17 protein-coding genes and 2 pseudogenes are annotated in these 21947 nt (G+C 63.8%); 6 read left to right on the plus strand and 13 right to left on the minus strand.

Translation table 11 applies throughout. The annotated features are described in order from the left end of the window. Positions 1 to 102: 102 nt before the first annotated feature. Entirely contained in the window at positions 103 to 855 is a 753-nt protein-coding gene (locus tag F6X61_RS16405; RefSeq protein ID WP_153787495.1) for a TerC family protein, read from the minus strand. A 28-nt stretch (positions 856 to 883) separates the two neighbouring features. After that, positions 884 to 1123: a hypothetical protein gene (locus F6X61_RS16410; protein WP_153787496.1), complete on the minus strand. Its 240-nt coding sequence runs from the start codon at positions 1121 to 1123 to the stop codon at positions 884 to 886. A gap of 132 nt (positions 1124 to 1255) precedes the next feature. Here F6X61_RS16410 and nhaR point away from each other — a divergent pair, with 132 nt between their 5' ends. From nhaR to F6X61_RS16425, 3 genes are all read left to right on the plus strand, one after another. After that, positions 1256 to 2149, plus strand: a complete 894-nt coding sequence (nhaR, locus tag F6X61_RS16415) for a transcriptional activator NhaR (protein WP_153787497.1) — start codon at positions 1256 to 1258, stop codon at positions 2147 to 2149. A gap of 119 nt (positions 2150 to 2268) precedes the next feature. Beyond that, positions 2269 to 3480: a serine/threonine transporter SstT gene (gene sstT, locus F6X61_RS16420; protein WP_153787498.1), complete on the plus strand. Its 1212-nt coding sequence runs from the start codon at positions 2269 to 2271 to the stop codon at positions 3478 to 3480. A gap of 187 nt (positions 3481 to 3667) precedes the next feature. Then, entirely contained in the window at positions 3668 to 4315 is a 648-nt protein-coding gene (locus F6X61_RS16425) for a YceH family protein (protein WP_153787499.1), read from the plus strand. 2 nt (positions 4316 to 4317) lie between these two features. Here F6X61_RS16425 and F6X61_RS16430 read toward each other — a convergent pair whose 3' ends face one another. The 5 genes from F6X61_RS16430 to galU all read right to left on the minus strand — a co-directional run bounded on the left by F6X61_RS16430 (position 4318) and on the right by galU (position 9602). Beyond that, positions 4318 to 4509, minus strand: a complete 192-nt coding sequence (locus F6X61_RS16430) for a hypothetical protein (RefSeq protein WP_110993906.1) — start codon at positions 4507 to 4509, stop codon at positions 4318 to 4320. 135 nt (positions 4510 to 4644) lie between these two features. Beyond that, a complete protein-coding gene (ahpF, locus tag F6X61_RS16435; RefSeq protein ID WP_153787500.1) occupies positions 4645 to 6207 on the minus strand; it encodes an alkyl hydroperoxide reductase subunit F in 1563 nt (520 codons plus the stop codon). 125 nt (positions 6208 to 6332) lie between these two features. Further along, positions 6333 to 6896, minus strand: coding sequence for an alkyl hydroperoxide reductase subunit C (gene ahpC, locus F6X61_RS16440; protein ID WP_110993908.1), 564 nt, complete (start codon positions 6894 to 6896; stop codon positions 6333 to 6335). A gap of 263 nt (positions 6897 to 7159) precedes the next feature. Further along, a complete protein-coding gene (gene gorA, locus F6X61_RS16445; RefSeq protein WP_153787501.1) occupies positions 7160 to 8515 on the minus strand; it encodes a glutathione-disulfide reductase in 1356 nt (451 codons plus the stop codon). Positions 8516 to 8762: 247 nt separating this feature from the next. Further along, a complete protein-coding gene (gene galU, locus F6X61_RS16450; protein ID WP_046855135.1) occupies positions 8763 to 9602 on the minus strand; it encodes a UTP--glucose-1-phosphate uridylyltransferase GalU in 840 nt (279 codons plus the stop codon). A gap of 357 nt (positions 9603 to 9959) precedes the next feature. On the opposite strand from galU, the gene dkgB reads away from it, so the two are divergent. Then, positions 9960 to 10763 carry a 2,5-didehydrogluconate reductase DkgB gene (dkgB, locus tag F6X61_RS16455; RefSeq protein WP_153787502.1) on the plus strand — a complete coding sequence of 268 codons (804 nt, stop codon included), beginning with the start codon at positions 9960 to 9962 and terminating at the stop codon, positions 10761 to 10763. Between the two features lie 167 nt (positions 10764 to 10930). After that, on the plus strand, positions 10931 to 11395 hold the full coding sequence (locus F6X61_RS16460; RefSeq protein ID WP_153787503.1) for a DUF1348 family protein: 465 nt from the start codon (positions 10931 to 10933) through the stop codon (positions 11393 to 11395). A gap of 45 nt (positions 11396 to 11440) precedes the next feature. Here F6X61_RS16460 and F6X61_RS16465 read toward each other — a convergent pair whose 3' ends face one another. From F6X61_RS16465 to F6X61_RS27005, 4 genes are all read right to left on the minus strand, one after another. Further along, entirely contained in the window at positions 11441 to 15778 is a 4338-nt protein-coding gene (locus F6X61_RS16465) for an NEL-type E3 ubiquitin ligase domain-containing protein (protein WP_153787504.1), read from the minus strand. Between the two features lie 78 nt (positions 15779 to 15856). Beyond that, entirely contained in the window at positions 15857 to 20203 is a 4347-nt protein-coding gene (locus tag F6X61_RS16470) for an NEL-type E3 ubiquitin ligase domain-containing protein (RefSeq protein WP_153787505.1), read from the minus strand. A 177-nt stretch (positions 20204 to 20380) separates the two neighbouring features. Then, positions 20381 to 20584: an NEL-type E3 ubiquitin ligase domain-containing protein gene (locus tag F6X61_RS16475; protein ID WP_153787506.1), complete on the minus strand. Its 204-nt coding sequence runs from the start codon at positions 20582 to 20584 to the stop codon at positions 20381 to 20383. Beyond that, positions 20574 to 20681 (minus strand): LysR family transcriptional regulator, encoded by a 108-nt coding sequence (locus tag F6X61_RS27005; protein WP_178125833.1) that lies wholly within the window; start codon positions 20679 to 20681, stop codon positions 20574 to 20576. The genes F6X61_RS16475 and F6X61_RS27005 overlap by 11 nt, the downstream gene beginning before the upstream one ends. A 203-nt stretch (positions 20682 to 20884) precedes the next feature. Between F6X61_RS27005 and F6X61_RS16480 the strand changes: the two genes are divergently transcribed. Next, entirely contained in the window at positions 20885 to 21211 is a 327-nt protein-coding gene (locus tag F6X61_RS16480) for a hypothetical protein (protein WP_153787507.1), read from the plus strand. Between the two features lie 67 nt (positions 21212 to 21278). Here F6X61_RS16480 and F6X61_RS27275 read toward each other — a convergent pair. Together F6X61_RS27275 and F6X61_RS16490 are read right to left on the minus strand one after the other, a co-directional pair. Beyond that, a pseudogene (locus F6X61_RS27275) lies at positions 21279 to 21409 on the minus strand (L(+)-tartrate dehydratase subunit beta); the annotation flags it as partial. Further along, positions 21406 to 21663 (minus strand): annotated as a pseudogene (locus F6X61_RS16490) (Arm DNA-binding domain-containing protein); the annotation flags it as partial. The pseudogenes F6X61_RS27275 and F6X61_RS16490, both read right to left, overlap by 4 nt. Positions 21664 to 21947: the final 284 nt, after the last annotated feature.

Raw genomic sequence — 21947 nt, forward strand, 5'->3', positions numbered from 1 at the left:
GCCCGCTCCCACGCCATGAACTGCCATCAAGAAGTTGGACATCCATACAGCAGTTCATAGCGTGGGAGCGGGCTTGCCCCGCGAAAGGGTTGCGAAACTAACTCAACCCTCTGCAGCCTCACGCTTCAAGCGCGCCCGGCGGGCCATGATGTTGAGCATCTCGATCACCGTCGAGAAGGCCATGGCGGCATACACGTAGCCTTTCGGTACATGGGCGCCGAAGCCTTCGGCGATCAGGGTCATGCCGATCATGATCAGGAAGCCCAGGGCCAGCATCACCACGGTCGGGTTGTCGTTGATGAACTTGGCCAGCGGGTCGGCGGCCACCAGCATCACGATCACGGCGCTGATCACGGCGATGATCATGATCGGCAGGTGCTCGGTCATGCCCACGGCGGTGATGATGCTGTCGATCGAGAAGACGATGTCCAGCAGCAGGATCTGGAAGATCGCCGCAGTGAAACCAAGGGTCACGGTACTGCCGAGCTTGGACTCTTCCTTGGCACCATGGGGGTCGACACTTTCATGGATCTCCTTGGTCGCCTTCCACAGCAGGAACAGGCCACCGGCGATGAGGATCATGTCCTTCCACGAGAAGGCGTGGCCGAACACATCGATTACCGGCTCGGTCAGCTGGACGATCCAGGCCACGGTGCTGAGCAGCGCCAGGCGCATGACCAAGGCCATGCTGATACCGATGCGTCGTGCCTTCGAGCGGAACTCCTCAGGCAGCTTGTTGGTGAGGATCGAGATGAAGATCAGGTTGTCGATGCCGAGCACGACCTCCATGGCCACCAGGGTGGCAAGGGCAACCCAGGCGGTGGGGCTAGCGGCGAGTTCCAGTAAATATTCCATTGGTCAGTCCTGCTTCGGGTCCGGTGGGTCAGATGTCTTGGGTGTCTTTCTTGTCGTCTTCGGCCTTGGCCTTCTCGCCATCGCTGCCGATGGCGTCGCTCAGCGCCTGCTGGGCGGCGTCGTTGGTCTTGTCGATGGCCTGCTTGGCCGTTTCGGCGGCCTGGTCGAGCATCTGCTGGGCGGACTTCTCGGCCTGGTCGCAGCCGCTCGTGGCGAACAACGCCAGGGCCAGTACCAGGGGCGTACCAATGGATTTGAGTTGCAACATGGGGTCCTCGCTTGTCGATATCCGTGCGGCGCACGGGGCGCCTGATGGGGGCGCATTCTAGAGGGGATGAAACATCCGGAAAATTCGTATTTTCAGCTGATATACTTCGGTTTTTACGAATCCGGAAACGCCATGCTCAACTACCGCCAGCTTCATTACTTCTGGGCTGTAGCAAAGACCGGGAGCATCGCCCGCGCCAGCGAGCAACTGAATCTTACGCCGCAGACGATCAGCGGGCAGATCAGCCTGTTCGAGCAGACCTGGAACCTGGAACTGTTCCAGCGCGTCGGTCGTCAGCTGGAACTGACGGAAACCGGCCGCCAGGCCCTCACCTATGCCGAGCAGATGTTCCAGATCGGCGGCGAGCTGGAGGCGATGCTGCGGGCAGGCCCTCAGGAACAGATCCTGTTCCGCGTGGGGGTGGCCGACGTGGTGCCCAAGTCCATCGTCTACCGCCTGCTGGCGCCCACCATGGAACTGGACGAGGTGCTGCGCATCAGCTGCCGCGAAGACAAGCTCGAGCGCCTGCTCGCAGACCTGGCGATCCAGCGCCTGGACCTGGTGATTTCCGACAGCCCCATGCCCAACCACCTGGACATCAAGGGTTACAGCCAGAAGCTGGGTGAATGCGGCCTCAGCTTCTTTGCCACGCACAGGCTGGCCGCCCAGCTCGACAAGCCCTTCCCCGCCTGCCTGGACGATGCCCCGCTGTTGATTCCCGGCCAGGAAACGGTGGTGCGCAGCCGCCTGCTGCGTTGGCTGGCCGAGCAACAGGTGCAGCCGCGCATTGTCGGTGAGTTCGACGACAGCGCGCTGATGCAGGCCTTCGGCCAGTCCGGCAGCGGCATCTTCGTCGCCCCCAGCGTGATCGCCGAAGAAGTGTGCCGCCAGTACGGGGTGCAACTGATCGGCCAGACCGAGGCGGTGAACGAGTCGTTCTATGCCATCTCGGTGGAGCGCAAGGTCAAGCACCCGGGCATCGTGGCGATCACCGAGGGGGCCCGACGAGAGTTGTTTCACTGGTGAACACATCGCGGGACGCTCAGGCAATCCAGGTAGCGTGGGAGCGGGCTTGCCCCGCGATAAGTGCCAAACCTGGCTGTGGTAGAGTACGCGGTTCATTCACCCCCGAGATTGCGCTGCACATGACCCCCGTTCTTCGTCTCATCAACCGCACCGGCCTGGTGACGCAGATCTGCATCGGCCTGGTGGCCGGCATCGCGCTGGCCCTGCTCGCCCCCTCCGTGGCCCTCGACCTCGGTTTCCTTGGCAAGGTGTTCGTCAGCGCCCTGAAAGCGGTTGCGCCGGTGCTGGTGTTCATCCTGGTGATGGCCTCGATCGCCAACCACCGCCATGGCCAGGAAACCCATATCCGCCCGATCCTCTGGCTGTACCTGCTGGGCACCTTTGCCGCCGCGGTAGTGGCCGTGGCCGCCAGCATGTTGTTCCCCTCGCAGCTGGTGCTGAGCGCCAGCGAGGCTTCGCTCAGTGCCCCCGGCGGCATCAGCGAAGTACTGCAGAACCTGCTGCTGAGCGCCGTCGACAATCCGATCAACGCCCTGCTCAATGCCAACTTCATCGGCATCCTGACCTGGGCCATCGGCCTGGGCATCGCCCTGCGTCATGCCAATGACACCACCCGCACCGTGGTCGAGGACCTGTCCAACGGCGTCACTCTGATCGTGCGCGTGGTCATCCGCTTCGCCCCGCTGGGCATTTTCGGCCTGGTCAGCTCGACGCTGGCACAGTCCGGCCTGGACGCCCTGCTGGGTTACCTGCACCTGCTGGCCGTGCTGATCGGCTGCATGCTGTTCGTGGCCCTGGTGATGAACCCGCTGATCGTGTTCTGGAAAATCCGCCGCAACCCTTACCCGCTGGTGTTGCTGTGCCTGCGCGAAAGCGGTATCACCGCGTTCTTCACCCGTAGCTCGGCGGCCAACATCCCGGTCAACCTGGCGCTGTCGGAGAAGCTCGGCCTGCACGAGGACACCTATTCGGTGTCGATCCCGCTGGGCGCGACCATCAACATGGCCGGCGCGGCGATCACCATCACCGTGCTGACCCTGGCGGCCGTGCACACCCTGGGCATCCCGGTCGACCTGCCCACCGCCGTGCTGCTCAGCGTGGTAGCGGCGGTGTGTGCCTGCGGCGCCTCGGGCGTGGCCGGCGGTTCGCTGCTGCTGATCCCGCTGGCCTGCAGCCTGTTCGGTATTCCCAGCGAGGTCGCCATGCAGGTGGTGGCGGTCGGGTTCATCATCGGCGTGCTGCAGGATTCGGCGGAGACGGCGCTGAACTCGTCCACCGACGTGCTGTTCACGGCCGCCGCGTGCCAGGCCATGGAACAGCGCAGCGCCTGATAGGGCCATCGCGGGGCAAGCCCGCTCCCACGCTTTGGACTGCCCCCAAAGAAGTTGGACACCAATCCAACCCTCGAGTAGCAGTTCATAGCGTGGGAGCGGGCTTGCCCCGCGATGTGTTCGACGATTGCTTAAGCCAGGCAGTTTACCTAGGCTAGTGGCCTTTTCCTCGCAATGAGACAGGGCCATGTCTGAACACCAAAGCACCGGCGAAGGCCGCTTCAACAGTACCGAAATCCGCGTCCTCGGTTCGTTGATCGAAAAGCAGGCCAGCAGCCCGGAAACCTACCCCCTGACCCTCAATGCCCTGGTCCTGGCCTGCAACCAGAAAACCAGCCGCGAACCTGTCATGAACCTCTCCCCCGGCCAGGTTGGCCAGGCCCTGCGCGCCCTCGAAGGGCAGAACATGGCCCGCCTGCAGATGGGCAGCCGTGCCGACCGCTGGGAACAGCGGGTGGACAAGGCGCTGGAGCTGGTACCGGCGCAGCTGGTGCTGATGGGCCTGATGTTCCTGCGCGGCCCGCAAACCCTGAACGAACTGCTCACCCGCAGCAACCGCCTGCATGATTTCGAAGACGTCGACCAGGTCCAGCACCAGCTGGAGCGCCTGATCTCCCGTGGCCTGGCCCTGCACCTGCCGCGCCAGGCCGGCCAGCGTGAGGACCGCTACACCCATGCCCTGGGCGACCCGGCCCAAATCGAGGAAATCCTCGCCGCGCGTCAGCAGGAAGGTGGCGCACGCAGCAGTGCCGGCAGTGTCTCGCAGGAGCGCATCGAAGCGCTGGAAGCGCGGATCGCCGCGCTGGAGGAACGCCTGGCCCAGCTTGAAGGCTGACGTCAGGGCTTGAGTGCTTCGGGGAAGTTGCGACAGCTCTTGCGCTCGGCCATTTCACGCTCGCTGGGGCGCTGGTCGACGAATACGGTACGGCCGTCGGCGTAGATTTCCAGGTAGCCCCAGTGCAGGTCCTGCTCTTTCTGCCCGGGCTGGGGTGGCACGAGCCACCAGGGTTCGCGGCTGATCAGGGTCATGGCGTGGTTCCGAAATAGGCCTGCCCTTCATGATAGCCACTGCCACACCAAAGCAATCGCGGGGCAAGCCCGCTCCCACGAGCCTGATACAAGCTCGTGGGAGCGGGCTTGCCCCGCGATGAGTCCGGAACAGCCTTACGCCGGCGCCGAAGTCCGGATCAGGTGATCAAAGGCCGCCAGCGAAGCCTTGGCACCCTCGCCCACGGCGATGACGATCTGCTTGTACGGCACCGTGGTCACGTCACCGGCAGCGAACACGCCGGGGATGCTGGTCTGGCCCTTGGCATCGACGATGATCTCGCCACGCGGCGACAGCTCGACAGTGCCCTTGAGCCAATCGGTGTTCGGCAGCAGGCCGATCTGCACGAAGATGCCTTCCAGCGCCAGCTCATGCACTTCATCGGTGCTGCGGTCCTTGTAACGCAGGCCAGTCACCTTCTCGCCATTGCCGACCACTTCGGTGGTCAGCGCACGGGTGATCACCGTGACGTTCGGCAGGCTGTGCAACTTGCGCTGCAGTACCGCGTCGGCGCGCAACTGGCTGTCGAACTCGATCAGGGTCACCTGGGCGACGATACCGGCCAGATCGATGGCCGCTTCCACACCGGAGTTGCCACCGCCGATCACCGCCACCCGCTTGCCCTTGAACAGCGGGCCGTCGCAGTGCGGGCAGTAGGCCACGCCACGGGCGCGGTATTCCTGCTCGCCCGGCACGTTCATTTCGCGCCAGCGGGCACCGGTGGCCAGGATCACGGTCTTGGCCTTTAGCGAGGCGCCGCCGGCCAGGCGTACTTCGTGCAGGCCACCGTCAACGGCTGGGATCAGCGCTTCGCCGCGCTGCAGGTTCATGATGTCGACGTCGTACTGCTTGACGTGCTCTTCCAGCGCCGTGGCCAGTTTCGGCCCTTCGGTTTCCTGCACCGAGATGAAGTTCTCGATGGCCAGGGTATCGAGCACCTGGCCGCCGAAACGCTCGGCGGCAACCCCGGTACGGATGCCTTTGCGCGCGGCATAGATGGCCGCCGCCGCACCGGCCGGGCCACCACCGACCACCAGCACGTCGAAAGCGTCCTTGGCATTGATCTTCTCGGCCTGACGCGCGCCGGCACTGGTGTCGATCTTGCCGAGGATTTCCTCAAGGCCCATACGGCCCTGGCCGAACACTTCGCCATTCAGGTAGATGCTCGGAACGGCCATGACCTTGCGGCTTTCCACTTCATCCTGGAACAGCGCGCCGTCGATCGCGACGTGGCGCACGTTGGGGTTGAGCACCGCCATCAGGTTCAGCGCCTGGACCACGTCCGGGCAGTTCTGGCACGACAGCGAGAAGTAGGTTTCGAAGTTGAACTCACCCTGCAAGCCCTGGATCTGCTCGATCACTTCGGCGCTGGCTTTCGAGGGGTGGCCGCCGACCTGCAACAGCGCAAGCACCAGGGAGGTGAATTCGTGGCCCATGGGGATGCCGGCAAAACGCAGGCTAATGTCCGCCCCAGGGCGATTCAGCGAGAACGAAGGACGACGGGCGTCGCTGCCGTCCGCGCTGAAGGTAATGTGGTTCGACAGGCCGGCGATTTCCACCAGCAGGTCGTGCAATTCGCGGGACTTCGCGCCGTCGTCGAGGGAAGCGACGATTTCGATCGGCTGGGTGACCCGCTCCAGGTAGGTTTTCAGTTGCGATTTAAGCGTGGCGTCCAACATACGGGCGATTCCTTTTTCAAACTTCGGATACAAAAACGCCCAGGCAGGATCGCCCGGGCGTTTTTACGGGGCGGTAGGTACTTCAGCTTTGGCGGCTGTCTACCGCCCGCGAGGTGCACATCGACTTAGATCTTGCCAACCAGATCCAGGGACGGCGCCAGGGTGGCTTCGCCTTCTTTCCACTTGGCCGGGCACACTTCACCCGGGTGGGCGGCAACGTACTGGGCGGCTTTGACTTTGCGCAGCAGCTCGGCAGCGTCACGGCCTACACCACCGTCGTTCAGTTCGACGATCTTGATCTGGCCTTGCGGGTTGATCACGAAGGTACCGCGATCGGCCAGGCCAGCTTCTTCGATCAGTACGTCGAAGTTGCGCGAGATGATGTGGGTCGGGTCACCGATCAGCGGGTACTGGATCTTGCCGATGGTGTCCGAGGTGTCGTGCCAGGCTTTGTGGGTGAAGTGGGTGTCGGTGGACACGCCGTAGATCTCGACGCCCAGCTTCTGGAACTCGGCGTAGTTGTCGGCCAGGTCGCCCAGCTCGGTCGGGCAGACGAAGGTGAAGTCGGCCGGGTAGAAGAACACGACGGACCATTTGCCTTTCAGGTCGGCTTCGCTGACCTGAACGAACTCGCCCTTGTGGTAGGCGGTGGCGGTGAACGGTTTGACCTGGCTGTTGATGATTGGCATGAGAGACGCTCCTTCATGGGGTTGGAATCAGTTGATGGAGTGAATCCTACCGACTGCTCCGGCTGAAGGCTCATTGGCAAAGCTCATGCTTGTGATTGGTTTTGGCTATAAGGTGGGTTTATTAATAGAAGGGATTGAGCTGAGCAAAGGATTGCGCGAGCCAAAAAGCATCGCGGGGCAAGCCCGCTCCCACGCCAGAATCGCATGGAAGCGACGGTTCTGGCGTGGGAGCGGGCTTGCCCCGCGATCAGGGGTGACGCGGATCAGCGGGTAACGGTACGCATGGTGACGAACTCTTCGGCCGCCGTCGGGTGCACGCCGATGGTCTCGTCGAACTGCTGCTTGGTAGCCCCGGCCTTCAGCGCGATGCCCAGGCCCTGGATGATCTCGCCGGCATCCGGCCCGACCATGTGGCAGCCCAGCACCTTGTCGGTGTCGGCATCCACCACCAGCTTCATCAGGGTCTTTTCCTGGATATCGGTGAGGGTCAGTTTCATCGCCCGGAAGCGGCTCTCGAAGATCTGCACCTTGTGCCCGGCCTGCAGCGCCTGCTCTTCGGTCAAGCCCACGGTACCGATCGGCGGCTGGCTGAACACTGCGGTGGGGATGTTCTGGTAATCCACCGGGCGGTACTGCTCGGGCTTGAACAAACGCCGGGCCACGGCCATGCCTTCGGCCAGCGCCACCGGGGTGAGCTGCACGCGGCCGATCACATCGCCAATGGCCAGGATCGACGGCGCGGTGGTCTGGTACTGCTCATCGACACGGATGAAGCCGCGCTCGTCCAGTTCCACACCGGTATTTTCCAGGCCCAGGTTGTCCAGCATCGGCCGGCGCCCGGTGGCGTAGAACACGCAGTCGGCGACCAGCTCGCGGCCATCCTTGAGGGTGGCCTTGAGGCTGCCGTCGTCGAGCTTGTCGATGCGCTGGATATCGGCGTTGAACTGCAGGTCCATGCCGCGTTTTTCCAGCTCTTCCTTGAGGTGCGTGCGCACCGAGCCATCAAAGCCGCGCAGGAACAGGTCGCCGCGGTACAGCAGCGTGGTATCGGCGCCCAGGCCCTGGAAGATCCCGGCAAACTCGACGGCGATGTAGCCACCACCGACCACCAGCACCCGGCGCGGCAGGTCCTTGAGGTAGAACGCCTCGTTGGAGGTGATCGCCAGCTCCTTGCCCGGAATGTCCGGCACCTGCGGCCAGCCGCCGGTGGCGATCAGGATGTTCGCAGCGCTGTAGCGCTGGCCTTCCACTTCCACTTCGTTGGCACCGGTGATGCGCGCGTGGCCGGTCAGCAAGGTGACGCCGCTGTTGACCAGCAGGTTGCGATAGATGCCATTGAGGCGCTCGATCTCGCGGTTCTTGTTGGCGATCAGGGTGCCCCAGTCGAAGTGGCCTTCTTCCAGGGTCCAGCCGAAACCGGCGGCCTGTTCCAGCTCATCGGCGACATGGGCGCCGTACACCAGCAGTTTTTTCGGCACGCAGCCGACGTTGACGCAGGTACCGCCCAGGTAGCGGCTCTCGGCAACGGCCACCTTGGCGCCGAAGCCTGCGGCGAAACGCGCCGCACGTACACCGCCGGAACCGGCGCCAATCACGAACAGATCAAAATCGTAGGCCATGTAGTCAGTCTCCTTGGCAGGCGCCCAGCATAGCGCCGTTGCCTGCCACAAACAAAAAAGCCACCCCAGGAGATAGGCTTTTGCCATAAAGCACTGGGGCCGCCTTGCGGCCCTTCGCGGGTAAACCCGCTCCCACAGGTACAGCGCAAGCCGTGTGGGAGCGGGTTCACCCGCGAAGGGCTGCGCAGCAGCCCCAATGCAGCAAAAGCACTACCCCGAGGGGTGGCTTCAAACCAGCCAGTGCTTATCAGTACGCCTTGCCGGTCTTGTAGAAGTTTTCGAAGCAGAAGTTGGTCGCCTCGATGTAGCCTTCGGCGCCACCGCAGTCGAAACGCTTGCCCTTGAACTTGTAGGCGATCACGTTGCCTTCGGCGGCCTGCTTCATCAGGGCGTCGGTGATCTGGATCTCGCCGCCTTTGCCTGGCTCGGTCTGTTCGATCTTCTCGAAGATGTCCGGGGTCAGGATGTAACGGCCGATGATGGCCAGGTTCGACGGTGCGTCTTCCGGCTTCGGCTTCTCGACCATGGAATCCACGCGGAAGATGCCGTCCTTGATCTCTTCACCGGCGATGACGCCGTACTTGTTGGTTTCTTGCGGGTCGACTTCCTGGATGGCAACGATCGAGCAGCGGTACTTCTTGTACAGCGCGACCATTTGCGCGAGCACGCCATCGCCTTCAAGGTTGACGCACAGGTCGTCGGCCAGTACCACGGCGAACGGCTCGTCACCGATCAGCGGGCGGCCGGTGAGGATGGCGTGGCCCAGGCCTTTCATTTCGGTCTGGCGGGTGTAGGCGAACGAGCACTCGTCCAGCAGACGACGGATGCCGACCAGGTATTTTTCCTTGTCGGTGCCCTTGATCTGGTTTTCCAGCTCGTAGCTGATGTCGAAGTGGTCTTCCAGGGCGCGCTTGCCGCGGCCGGTGACGATGGAAATTTCATTCAGGCCGGCGTCCAGTGCTTCTTCAACGCCATACTGGATCAGTGGCTTGTTGACCACCGGCAGCATTTCCTTGGGCATGGCTTTGGTAGCGGGCAGGAAACGAGTGCCGTAACCGGCTGCCGGGAACAAGCATTTCTTGATCATATACGTCCTTAACGTAGGGCTTTGCGTACGAATTCGGCGCAGTCTAATCAGGCGGAGGTCACCTTACAATGCCCCCCCTGCTGTCTGCCGACGCCATCATAGAGACATCTCAGTGTAGTTAGTTCCGAGGCAACGTGAGAATTGCGACCAACTACCTGTTCAAAGGCGCGAAGCCACAGCGGTTTTCAGCGTGTTTCCCCCTTTGCCAGGCATGAAAAAACCACTCACTCATGACTCCAGATCAAAGGACCTTGGCGCCCCGACACCTTAATCAAAACCTGTGAGTACCGCACACTGCCGCCTATCCGAACGATGCCGCAGCACGCAGCCCCGGCATCCCACCACAGGAGCAGCCCCATGAGCATTCCATCCTTCGGCCTTGGCACCTTCCGCCTGACTGGCCAAGCCGTCATCGACTCGGTCAAGTCGGCACTGCAGCTGGGTTACCGCGCCATCGACACCGCGCAGATCTACAAGAACGAAGCCGAGGTCGGCCAGGCCATCGCCGAAAGCGGCGTGCCGCGCAGCGAACTGTTCATCACCACCAAGATCTGGGTCGACAACTATGCGGCCGACAAGCTGCTGCCGAGCCTGCGCGAGAGCCTGGCCAAGCTGCGTACCGATTACGTCGACCTGCTGCTGATCCACTGGCCAGCGCCGGGCAACGGCGTGGAACTGGCCGAATACATGCAGGCCCTGGCTGAAGCCAAGAAACTGGGCCTGGCCCGCCAGATAGGCGTTTCCAACTTCAACATCGAGCTGACCCGCCAGGCCATTGAAGCCGTCGGCAAAGGCGAGATCGCCACCAACCAGATCGAGCTCAGCCCCTATCTGCAGAACGCCAAACTGACTACCTTCCTCAAGGAGCAGGGCATCACCACCACCTCCTACATGACCCTGGCCTATGGCAAGGTGCTGAAGGACCCGGTACTTGCCCAGATTGCTGCCAAGCACAAGGCCACCGTCGCCCAGGTAGCCCTGGCCTGGGCCCTGCAGCTGGGTTACGCGGTGATCCCGTCGTCGACCAAGCGCGAAAACCTGGCCAGCAACCTGCTTGCCCGCAGCCTGCACCTGGATGCCGACGACATGGCGCTGATCGCCACACTTGAGCGCAACGGTCGCGAAGTCAGCCCCGACGGCCTGGCGCCGGCTTGGGACTGATCATCTGAAAAGCCGCGCGGACGGTGACCGCGCGGCTGATGCTGCAATTGTTCCGCCGCCTGCAATTGTGAAGTGAGCCAGGCAAGGATTTCCCTGCACAACCTGCCGGGCTAGCCTTCAAGCCGTGCACAGCATCCCGCTGACCACTGCAAGCTGAGGAACGCCCAATGCCCCGCCCTCCACTTCCGCCCTTCACCCGCGAAAGCGCCATCGAGAAAGTCCGCCTGGCCGAGGACGGCTGGAACAGCCGAGACCCCGCCAAGGTCGCACTCGCCTACACCCTCGATACCCACTGGCGCAATCGCGCCGAGTTCTGCAACAGCCGCGAGGAGGCCCAGGCCTTCCTCACCCGCAAGTGGAACCGCGAGCTGGAATACCGCCTGATCAAAGAGCTGTGGGCCTTCACCGGCAACCGCATCGCCGTGCGCTACGCCTACGAGTACCACGACGACAGCGGCCAGTGGTACCGCGCCTACGGCAACGAGAACTGGGAGTTCGCCGAGGACGGCCTGATGCGCAACCGCCACGCCAGCATCAACGAACAACCCATCACCGAAGCCGAGCGCAAGTTCCGCTGGCCGCTGGGGCGCAGGCCCGATGATCACCCGGGCTTGAGCGACTTCGGCTTCTGAAGCCCGCGGGGCGCAGGCTTGCGCCTGCGCCCCGCTTCATGCCGCTCATAACGGATTGCGAGTAAAGATTTCCTGGGTCAGGGTTTCGATAAGCGTCTGCATAGCCGCCTCACGGGCCTCGGCCACCGCGCTGGTGCCCGACAGGTATTCACCCTCCGGCAGAGCGGCTTGCTGCAACTGCTCCAACTGCTCATAGAAGGGCTGGTCGGTGTCTTCGAAACGTTGTGCATAGGTCTCGCGCAGGTGCGTCTGCCAGAACTCGCGCTGGGCCACCGACGCGATCAAGCGCGGCGTGCGCTCGGCAATCAGTACCTGGCTGCGCACCGCCACCAGGCTGCGATGCGAAACCTCGGCGCTGGTCGGAAAACGCATGTTGCTCGGCTGCCCAGGCAGGTCCAGGGACTGTGCCAGGCCTACGCGGTACATCAGGCGGATCTCGACCTCGTCGTACTCGATGCCACGGGCCGCGCGCCTGGCAATTTCCTCGGACGCCGCGCGATCGACCTCATCAAGCCGGAACAGCGAACGACCCAATCGCTGCAAGCTGCGCTCGGCCGCCGGGCCTGTCTGGCCAGCAGTGCGCAGGTACACCCAGGATTGCACCTCCAGCAGGCTGAAGTTCAGCGCCACACTGTCGCTGCAGGTGCGCGGATGTCCGGCCAGCTCGAACAATCGCTCGCGCAGCCCGGTATTGCCTACGCAGCTCTCGATCACCCGCCAGGCCCGCGCAGTCAGGTCACCGCGATGAAAGATGAAATCCTCTGTTGCTCGCAGATCGGCGAGCAGCTGGTAAAAATCGGCTGCCCCAGGTTCGTGCATCAAGCTGTCCCACTGTATGCCCCGCAACAGGCGGTCATCCGGCTCCAGCAACTGCAACCAGGCGTCACGGTTCTGGACTGTGCTGTCGGTGTGCCCGACCAGGCGACGCAGGCGGTGGGGCTCGGCCTGGAGAAACGCGCTCAGGCGCGCTTCACTGCGCAGATCCAGCGGGTTGTCGTGCAAGTGGATACGCTCGATGCTGCGTGACGGCATACCGAAGAACGCATTGTCGAGGGTGACGATGCGGTTGCCGCGCAGGTCGGCATACTCAAGACCTGCCAAACCCGCCAGCCCTTGCGGCACCTGAGTCAGCCCTGTACCGCGCAGGCATACGTGGCGCAACCGGGACAGCCCCTCCAGGCGCGGCGCGGCAACCAGCGGGTTGCGGTTCAGGTTGAGGCGACGCAGCTGTCCCAGGCGCTCCAGGCGTCGGCGGTTCTCAGGCCCCAGGACAATCCGATTATCCGCCAGCTCCAGTTCCTCCAAGCTGCCGAGCCCTTCCAGCGTCGCCGGTAGACCGGTGAGCCGATTGCCCCGCAGATCCAGGCGCTGCAGCTTGCCGAAACGTCCGAAGAACGCTGGATTCAAACTGTCCAGATCCAGATTGCGCAGGGTCAGTCGCGTCACGTTGTCAAAGCGCACACCGGCCGGTAAGTCAGGCATCGCCCCTACCCTCTCGCTCTCGATGCTCATATAGATCTGCTCGCCCTCCAGCATCAACGCCTGGTGGCGCCAACTGCGCAACAGGTATTTCGCCATGCGTTTACGCGCAACCTGCTGCGAGCGCCCCACGGCACCTCGGCGCCAAGTCGCCAGTTGTTGTTCGAGCTGTGAGTGTTGACGCAGAAGTTCGGTCACAAGGTCCCAGAGGTTGACCTGCCGCTGCAGCTGTTCGGCGATGTAGGCATCCAGCTCGGCATCGCCAAGCTCGGGATGAATCTGCCGCAACGCGTGACGCAGCGCCTGCCTTCCACCCTCGGCACGACCACTCAGTGGATAGCCCAGCCGACCATCCCCCAAACGTACCGGGGGCCGGACGCCGCCGCCCACCGGGGCCAGACCTAGCAGCCTGGCAGCCTCTTCGCGCTGGCTGGCGGCCCGAGCGGCCAGCGCGTCAGCCAATTGCCCTTCGCTCAACGTGACACTGCCCAGGTTCAGGTGCTGCACCGGCTCCATGTGCAGCAGCAACGCCTTGACCAGCGAGCCCTCGCGGTTATCTGCAGCCAGTGCCCGGCCATCTGCGGCAATGGCCTGGTAGCCCCCGGCACCCTTGACGATACGCCTTGCATCCAGGGCATCCGCCTTGCCCAGCACCAGCAGTTGCGGGCCACTGGCCTGGCCATCGTGCAGCACCACACGGATACCGTCAGCCCAGGGCGACAGGGTGTCGAGCAGCCCGAACGCCAGTCGCTCGCCATCGGCATTCATCGCCGAGGGTTGGCGCAACCCGGCGCAGGCACGGTCCAGGCGGCTGTCGCGCAGCGCCCAGCGCGCCTGTTCGGCAAGCAGCAGCGGTACGCGCGAGGTGCGGGTCATCTGCTCAAGCTGCCCCGTGCTGGCCTGTTCGGCGATTTCTTCGGCGCATCGCACCGTCAGCCCCGGGAAATCACGGCGCAACAGTCGCGCAGCCTCGCCCGCAGGCGCCTGGCGTGCCGTCAGGGCCATGTCGAACGCGTCCCCTCGCAGTGCCGGCTGCTGTTCATGCAGCTGAAGCCGCTCCAAAGCGTCGAGCAGACGAGCCGGCGTTGGTGCGTCCTCGAGGTGCAACCGGCGCAACCGCGCTTCGTCGAACCCGGTGGTCTCCAGCACCTGGACCATGGTCGATTCAGGAATATCGGCCAGGTCGCGGCCCAGGCGGCGCAAGAGTCGCGCGCCCTGCCAGTGCTGAGGACTCTCCAGGGCATGGCGCCAGGCGCCGGCGCCATTGTCCCGCAGCGCCACCGGCAACGCCGCCGGCCGCTGCGGATGGCGCAACTGCCAGGTGTCGCTGGCGGCATGCGGCTGCACGGCAAAGCTGCCCTCGTGGGTACGCACATGCTGCCAGGTGAAGTTGTCGATCACCTCGCCCAGTGCATCCTCTTCACTGTCTTCGACCCTGTAACCCTCCAGCTCGGGATGACACAACCTCGCCTCGCCATCGGCACCCACCACCGGTACCAGCTCATCGACGACATGCACACGCTGCAAGACCTTGCCTACCGCGACACCACCAGCCAGCAGCAGCGCATTGGCCGCCACGTTCTCGGCCACGCCGAACAGATGATTCAGCGCGCCTTCGCGGTCACCGATGCGCCAGTCCTCATACCCCTCGTAGACCTCCTTGGCGATCTCCAACGCCGCCACGCCGAGCATGGCGAGGCCAAGCCCGGGCACGAACAGCGCGGCCAGATTGAGCAGGCCCAGGCCTGCGTTCAGGTAGCTCTCCAGGCGTTCACTGCGGCTGCGGCGATCCTCATCGTCCGTCGGTACCGCCAGCACCCGCGCATCACCCAGGATCTTCCCCACCTGATCCTGCCGCAACCGGACAAACAGCTCGCCGTCGAAATCGAGGTGGCGCCCGTCCAGTTCCACCAAGCCCTTCTCGGCCAGCAACCCGGCGAGCACCCGCTCGAAGGCGATGTGGTCGCCCTGCGCAAGGAAGCGCTTGAAGAACGCCGGGTAACCCGGCTGCCGAAAGCGTTGGGCAAACGCCCGATACAAGGCATTCCAAGAGGCGTGGCGACTGACGGCCCCGTGGGGGTCACCTGGCACCCAGGCGATCACGCCCTCCAGCGTTGCGTCTGGCGCGGCGTCACGGCGCACTTCCAGGGTGACCACGCCGATCGCCCGCTTGCCCAGCAGGTGAAGCTGGCGTGGCACCAGGAGCGCCGGCTCCAGCGCAACCAACGGGATTGGCGACAGCAGCGGCCGCAACTGCCGACCACTGAGCGCATCGAGTTGCCCCTTGGCCAACGCCAGTTGAACGGCAGCGTCGAAGTTGGCACGGTGCACCGCCTCCAACTGCTGCTCGAGCTGCTGCCTGGCCTCGGCAGCCTCTGGCTCGAAGTGGGTCTTGAGGTAGCGCTGGTACTGGCCGCCGATATCGAGCTGACGGCATAGCCAGGCGTATTGCTCAGGCTTGAAGGCCTTGATCGTTTCGCCCAGATCGTCGGTCAGGTGCGTGCCGGCATGGAATGCCTCGGCACGGCTTTCCTCCTCGCTGAAGTTGTGCAACGCCGCTGCCAGCAAGGTCTGCTCGGAACGGTGGGTCCGCCAGGTGAGCGGCAGGCTGGCGACGAGCGGCGCGACTGGCTCATGCCAGACGCTGAGCAGCCTGGCGCCACGCACATCGATATCCTCGTCGGTTATCAAAGTCATGGCCTCGCCGAGCAGGTTCTCGGCAAACGCTTCAAGGGGCGTGACCGCCCCGAACATCTGTTGCAGCCGATGCTCGGCCTGCTGCTGAAGCACAAGGGCCTGGCGCAGCGCACTGCGTTGCTCCTGAGGCAAGCCGGCAAGCCAGGACGGCAACCGCTGGGCAATCAGCGCGTCGACGGTGACGTGGGGAATGAAAGGATTGTTCATGGTGTCCTCCGGGGTCTGGAGGCTCGCAGGACACCATGCCAATAACCGCAATCGGCACTACATAACGCTCGCCGACACTCAGCCTGGATGACGCTGCCAGGCCGAGCGGGTCAGTTCGAAGATCAATGCCCGTTGCGCCTGCTCACGCGCCTGGGCGACCTGATCGATGGCAGCCAGGTACTCAGCGTCCGTGAGGTCGTCAGTGGCCTCTAGCAACGCCTCCAGGCGCTGATGGAAGGGTTGGTCTGTCGCCTCGAATTGCTCGCCATAGGTGGCACGCAGGTGCGCCTGCCAGAACTCGCGCTGGGTCAGGGACTCGAGCAGGCGCGGCCCTCGCTCGGCGCCCAGCACCTGGGCGCGGACCTGGCTGAGCTGCTGCGCCGTCACATCGGCGCTGCTGGCGTAGCGCATACCCTCAGGTTGCGCGGGCAGGTTCAGCGGCTCGGCCAACCCGACGCGGTAGGCCAGGCGCACCTCGACGTCGTCGACGAATGCACCGCTATCCCAGCGGCTTTCGATGTCCAGCGTCGCCAGGCGTTCCACCTCGTCCAGGCGAAACAGGTCGCGCCCCAGGCGCAGCAAATCCCGCTCTGCCCCTACGCCGGTCACGCCATGGGTGCGTTGGTGCACCAGCGCCAGCACTTCCAGATGGCTGAAGTTGAGCGCGACGCTGTCACTGCAGCTGCGTGGACGCGCTGCCAGTTCGAACAACGCCTGACGCAACTGGCCATCCTGCTCGCAGGCCTCGACCACACGCCAGACTCGCTGGCGCAACTCGGCCCGCTGGCTGCGAAAGTCGGCGGTGCCACGCAAATCGCCCAGCAGCCTCAGCAAACCGGAGCTGCCGCTCTGCTGCGCCACGTTGTCCCATTGCCCCAGGCGTATCGCGCGCTGCGAACGATCAAGGCCCTCGAGCCAGACATCGCGAGCGCCCTCTTCGGGCCGGAAGTGGCGCAGCAATCGGCGCAGGGGCCCTCGCCCGCCTTGCAGGAAGCTTTCCAGCCGGGCAAGGCTGGCGGCAGAAAGCGGATTGTCGTGCAATGCGATATGCTCCAGCCGCCCGCGAGGCAGCTCGAACAATGTGCTGTCCAGATCGACGATCAGGTTGTCGCGCAGGTCCGCGTACTCAAGTCCTCCCAGCCTCGGCAAGCTCTGTGGCACCTGAGTGAGCCCGGTCGCGCGCAGGTGAACCTGGCGCAGGCGGGTCAATGACGCAAGCGTCGGCATCTGCTCGAGCGGGTTGCGATTGACGTTGAGCACTTCGAGCAGGTTCAGCCGACCGATCGCAAGATTGGCCTGGTCACTCCAACGGATGAGGTTACCCGACACGTTGAGCTCGGCCAGATGGCTCAGCTCGCCAAGGGCATCCGGCAGCACGACCAGACGGTTGTCGCTGAGGTCGAGCCGACGCAAAGCAGGAAAGCGCCGCAACCAGTCCCCCGCCACTTCGCCAAGCTCAAGGCGGTGCAGCGCCAGGTAATGGACATGCGCGAACTCCAGCCCAGCGGGCAAGGCCGGCAGCACCTGGAGAGACTCGCCTTCGAGCACAAGGCGGTAGCCGCCTTGCACCACCGGCGACTGCCGACGCCAACAGCGCAACAACCGGGCGGCGATCCGGTGGCGGGTCTGCGCCTGTTGCGCGTCGCCCGCCGAGCGCTGCCAGGCTGCCAGCGCCGACTGCAGACGCTGCAACTGCTGATGCAACGCACTCATGTGGCTCCAGAGGTTGTCACCGGCAAGCAGCCGTTCGTTGATGTAAGCCTGCAGTTGCGCGTCATCGAGCGTCGGAAACACTTGACGAATGCCCTGCTCCAGCGCCTGACGACTCGAACCGCCGCGACCGCTCAAGGGGTACCCCAGGCGCCCGTCCCCCCAGCGCACAGGCGGTCGGACACCGGTGCCCGCCACGCTCATGCCGATCCAGCCTGCGGCCTGGTCGCGCCGGACCGCTGCCTGTTGCACCAGATAATGGCCCAATGCTTGCGGCGTGGCGGCCTGGTCACCCAGCAAGCTCTTCTGCGCCGCTGGCAGATGCCTCGACAATGCCTGCAGCAAGCTGTCGTCAGGCGAGGCCCCGGCAAGCCCCTGGCCAGCCGGGCCGGCAGCCAGATACCCCTCCGGCCGCTTGAGGATCAACCGTTTGTGCCCCGACGCCGGCCCGCAGTGAGCCAGCAGCGTACCGCCCGGCAAGGCATCGCGGATTTCGACTCGCACATCGGCCGGCCAGGGCGCCAGATGATCAAGCAGCGCCAACGTCAGGCGTTCGCTGTCCTGATTCAGCGAGCGGCCGTGCAGCACGCCCTCGCAGGCCTGGTCCAGACGGCTGTCGCGCATCTGCCAACGCGCCTCCTCGGCCAACGCAAGAGGCACTTTGCGCGACGTGCGCAGGGTATGCAGTTCTGCGCCCGTTGCCCTGCGCAGCAGGGCCTGCGCAGCACGCCGACTCAGGTTAGGGAAATCACGTCGCAATACCGATTCGCCAGCCAGCGCCGGCAGGTCTGACGCCAGCCCGTGTTGCAGCGCTTGTGCGCTCAATGCTGGCCAACGGTCACGCAGGACCAGGCGCTCCAGGCTGTCGAGCAGGCGTGCGGGTGGCTCGGCCTGCTCCAGAAGCAGACGCCGCAACCGCTCGACATCGAAACCTGTAACCTCTAGCAACGCCTGCGCCTGCGCTTGGGTAACTTCCATGAAGTCGCCGCCCAGACGCCTGAGCAATTGAACTGGCGACACCCAGCGCTGCGGCGCTTCAAGGGCATGCCACCAACCATCCATGCCATTGCTTTCGAGCCGAGGCACGTGGGCCCCGGCACGGCGTGGATGACTGATGTGCCAAGGCTCGCCGGGGCCCTCGCGCACTACTGCATAGCGTCCCTCGTGCAAGGTCAGAGAGCGGCGGTCGCCCTCGCCCACCAGCCGCCCGGCCACATGCCCGTCATCGGACAGCCGGTAGTCGCTCAAGGCGCCGTCACAGAGTTTCACCCGCCCTCGCCCCGTGACCACCGGGCGCAGGCCGTCGACAAAGGCGCTGCGTTCCAGCAGAGCGCCCAGCAGTTGTTCGGAGCCTGTGCTCAGGGCGCCTTGCGCCAAACCCTCGGCGATGCCGAACAGATGGCCCAGCGCAGCCTCGCGATCACCCAGTTGCCAGGCCTCGTACCCTTCGTATGCCTCATGCACCACCTGCAAGGCGGCGATGCCCAGCAACGCCTCGCCCAGGCCCGGAACGAACAACGCCGCCAACCCGAGCAGGTCCAACCCGGCATTCAGATAGCCCTGCAAACGTTCGTTGCGCCTCTCGCGATCCTCGTCATCGATGGGCACGGCCAGCACGCGGGCATCGTCCAGCAGCCTTTGCACCTGAACCTGACGCAAATAGGCAAGCAGTTCGCCTTCCACCTCACGTGCCCGCCCGTCCAGGCGCAGCGCGGGCGCATCGCGATCGGCCTGCAGGCGCGCATCCAGAGCAAGCCCGAACGCCACGCGCTCGGTCTCACCGATGAACCGCTGCAGGTAGCGTGCATACCCGGGGTCACGCAGGCGCTGGCCAAGGATCCGGTACAGCGCGTCCCAGGTATCGGCGCTCAGAACCGCGCCTTTGGGGTCATCGGGCAGCCAGGCCATGACACCCACCGTGTCGACACCGTGGCGCACCTCGTATGCCGCGACGCCGTGAAGCGGGTGCCCGAGCAGGTGCAACTGACGCAAGTGCAGCACCTCGGCGGTGGTCGCCACGATCGGTTGCGCCGAAAACTGCGGGAGCCAGCGCAGGTAGGCGGTATCGTCGATATCGCCCTGCAAATGGGCAAGGCGTACGGCCACTTCAAGGCTGGCACGCAGTTGCTCCTCCATCAGGCGATTGACCACGATCCGCGCGTAACCACCCGCCTCGCCCGGCGCATCGGCTGGCCTCAGGCGTTGCTTGAGATAGGCCTGGTAGCGGCCTCCCAGGTCCAGCCGGCGGCAGAGCGCGGCGAAAGTGCTGGCCGCCAGCGCCAGTGGATTGCCGGCGCCATCAAGCAGGCGCGACTCGATGCCAAGCCCACCGGCTTGCGCCTCACTCTCCGAGAAGTTGTGCAACGCGGCGGCCAGCAGGCTGTGAGTGTGTTGGTGGGTAATGATCGGCAAGGGAAGACTGGCGGGCACCACGGGTTGCACTTCGGTCCAGACCCGCAGCAATCGGCAGGCCCGCACATCCAGGGCAAGGCCGCTGGCGTCTTGCAAGGCCTCCACCAGCAGCGGCTCGGCGAACGCATCGATCGCCAGCAACGCACCCAGTTGCTGGTCAAGCGCGTGCTGCGCGCGCTGTTGAGCCTGCAGGCCCTGGCACAGCGCCCGTCGATGGGCCGTGGACGCGCGGGTCAACCACGCCGGCAATGTCTGCGCGAGCAGCGCGTCGTTCGAAACGGGTGACGGGAATGAATGGGGCATGATGTCCTCTGCGTGAATGCAACCAGGCAGCAGAACATCACCCCACCCTCGATTCCGTGCGCTACATACTGCTGGCAACCGCCGCGTCGGTCAGCTGGCGACGCAAAGCCGCCTGGGCGGCCTCATGCTCACGCACGACCGGCTCGATCGCCTCCAGATAAGCCTGCTCCCGGCCGTTTAGGCCTCGTGCCACAGCTGTTGCTGGCGCGGCGCGCTGGCCTCGTCGAAACGCACGGCGTAGCGCGCTCGCAAGTGTTCTGTGCAGAAGTCCCTGCCCTGCAACGACTCGCTCAGCGCTTGCGGAGTTTGCGCAGCCAGCACCGCATCCAACGCCTGGTCGAGCTGAGCAGTGCTGACCCTGCTGCTGTGCTCACAACGCATGGCCTGCGGCTGATCGGGATGGCGTCGAGGCTCGACGGAAGCTGCCGTGCTCGACCACGGCGCGAAAGGCTTGCAGGTCGTTGAAGTTGATGCTCACCTGGGGGGCTCCGCGGGCTTGATCGAAAATGTGCATCAAAGATATTTCGAACGCACCCGCGAGGCGAGTTTCAAATCACCTCGTCATCTGCGTGCCGGGGAACCTGCCAGCGGCGGCAGGCACCTGACATTTTTGCCAGTTTATTTATTTCAGTACTTTCGAAAAAATAAGTTTGCAACACTCACTTGTTGGAGGACGCGCACATGGCATCGAAATCGAAATCGAAATCGATATTTTTCGACGTGAAGTCTATGGAATGCATTTTTTCACAAAATAAACCGCCTCAAGTCTTTCTAGATACCACGGATGGGAAGCGTTACCTGGCAGAGCTCGATATTGGCACTGGGGCGCAGGAGATCGTTACTACCTTCGACCCGGACAAGCATCAGCTGTCGGGCTTCGGCTTTGTCACCGAGGAAGGATCCAGCTTCTCACGCATAACCCTTTTTGTGTTGCACAAGGAGCCTAAAGGCGCTTCGCGTACAACCAGGGAACAGCTGATTGAAATCTCAGGCATGAATCTTCAGTAAGTGGCTTTGTATATGAAGGTCCGCGCTGCCCCATAGTTGCCTATGAGGCAACGCGGACAAGGCTTCGCTACTTGATAAACCGCACCTGACTGTTGATCTTCTTGATCACCGCCCCTTGCGCTCATTGAACCGCGCCTTGTTCTGCTCGAACAGGTTATTGCCCTTGATATCATTTGAAATGATCAGCGGCCCGAACTCGCTGCCTTGGGCAATCGCCGACGGGCCTCGTCGCGTAACGTACGGGCCTGGCGCAAGCCTACTTCGGGGTACGTCCCAAGGGACATGCGCTTTTGCTTGGTAACCCATGAGTAGCACAAGTGCCACGACTTGCCGCCAGCCGCTGTCACATCGAGTGACAGGCCATCGCTATCGCCGTGGGTGTAGTCCTTGCCGGTGGCCTTGGCCTGGCGAACGGTCGTGTCTGAGCGTGCCCTGTACAAGCTCCTGAACATGAAGTTCAGGGCTAGATGCTCGTAAGGCTCGACGCTCCTCTCCAGCAACAAACCGCCACGGTGGGAGTCCGGATTTCATGGCTACTTTCTGGACTGAAAAAGTTCAGATGCCCATGGGTCGGCGTGGCTTCAACTGAAATAAAAAAAGGGCCTTTCGGCCCTTTTTTCAACGACTTACAGAATTCTGTGGAACCCTGTAGATCTATAACTGGAGCGGGAAACGAGACTCGAACTCGCGACCCCGACCTTGGCAAGGTCGTGCTCTACCAACTGAGCTATTCCCG

The sequence above is a fragment of the Pseudomonas sp. EMN2 genome (assembly GCF_009650555.1).
Lineage (GTDB): Bacteria > Pseudomonadota > Gammaproteobacteria > Pseudomonadales > Pseudomonadaceae > Aquipseudomonas > Aquipseudomonas sichuanensis.

Bases quoted from the DNA above. Each gene is read 5' to 3' on its own strand.
- F6X61_RS16405 (WP_153787495.1), bottom strand. From the start codon at position 855: ATGGAATATTTACTGGAACTCGCCGCTAGCCCCACCGCCTGGGTTGCC.
- F6X61_RS16410 (WP_153787496.1), bottom strand. From the start codon at position 1,123: ATGTTGCAACTCAAATCCATTGGTACGCCCCTGGTACTGGCCCTGGCG.
- nhaR (WP_153787497.1), top strand. From the start codon at position 1,256: ATGCTCAACTACCGCCAGCTTCATTACTTCTGGGCTGTAGCAAAGACC.
- sstT (WP_153787498.1), top strand. From the start codon at position 2,269: ATGACCCCCGTTCTTCGTCTCATCAACCGCACCGGCCTGGTGACGCAG.
- F6X61_RS16425 (WP_153787499.1), top strand. From the start codon at position 3,668: ATGTCTGAACACCAAAGCACCGGCGAAGGCCGCTTCAACAGTACCGAA.
- F6X61_RS16430 (WP_110993906.1), bottom strand. From the start codon at position 4,509: ATGACCCTGATCAGCCGCGAACCCTGGTGGCTCGTGCCACCCCAGCCC.
- ahpF (WP_153787500.1), bottom strand. From the start codon at position 6,207: ATGTTGGACGCCACGCTTAAATCGCAACTGAAAACCTACCTGGAGCGG.
- ahpC (WP_110993908.1), bottom strand. From the start codon at position 6,896: ATGCCAATCATCAACAGCCAGGTCAAACCGTTCACCGCCACCGCCTAC.
- gorA (WP_153787501.1), bottom strand. From the start codon at position 8,515: ATGGCCTACGATTTTGATCTGTTCGTGATTGGCGCCGGTTCCGGCGGT.
- galU (WP_046855135.1), bottom strand. From the start codon at position 9,602: ATGATCAAGAAATGCTTGTTCCCGGCAGCCGGTTACGGCACTCGTTTC.
- dkgB (WP_153787502.1), top strand. From the start codon at position 9,960: ATGAGCATTCCATCCTTCGGCCTTGGCACCTTCCGCCTGACTGGCCAA.
- F6X61_RS16460 (WP_153787503.1), top strand. From the start codon at position 10,931: ATGCCCCGCCCTCCACTTCCGCCCTTCACCCGCGAAAGCGCCATCGAG.
- F6X61_RS16465 (WP_153787504.1), bottom strand. From the start codon at position 15,778: ATGAACAATCCTTTCATTCCCCACGTCACCGTCGACGCGCTGATTGCC.
- F6X61_RS16470 (WP_153787505.1), bottom strand. From the start codon at position 20,203: ATGCCCCATTCATTCCCGTCACCCGTTTCGAACGACGCGCTGCTCGCG.
- F6X61_RS16475 (WP_153787506.1), bottom strand. From the start codon at position 20,584: ATGCGTTGTGAGCACAGCAGCAGGGTCAGCACTGCTCAGCTCGACCAG.
- F6X61_RS16480 (WP_153787507.1), top strand. From the start codon at position 20,885: ATGGCATCGAAATCGAAATCGAAATCGATATTTTTCGACGTGAAGTCT.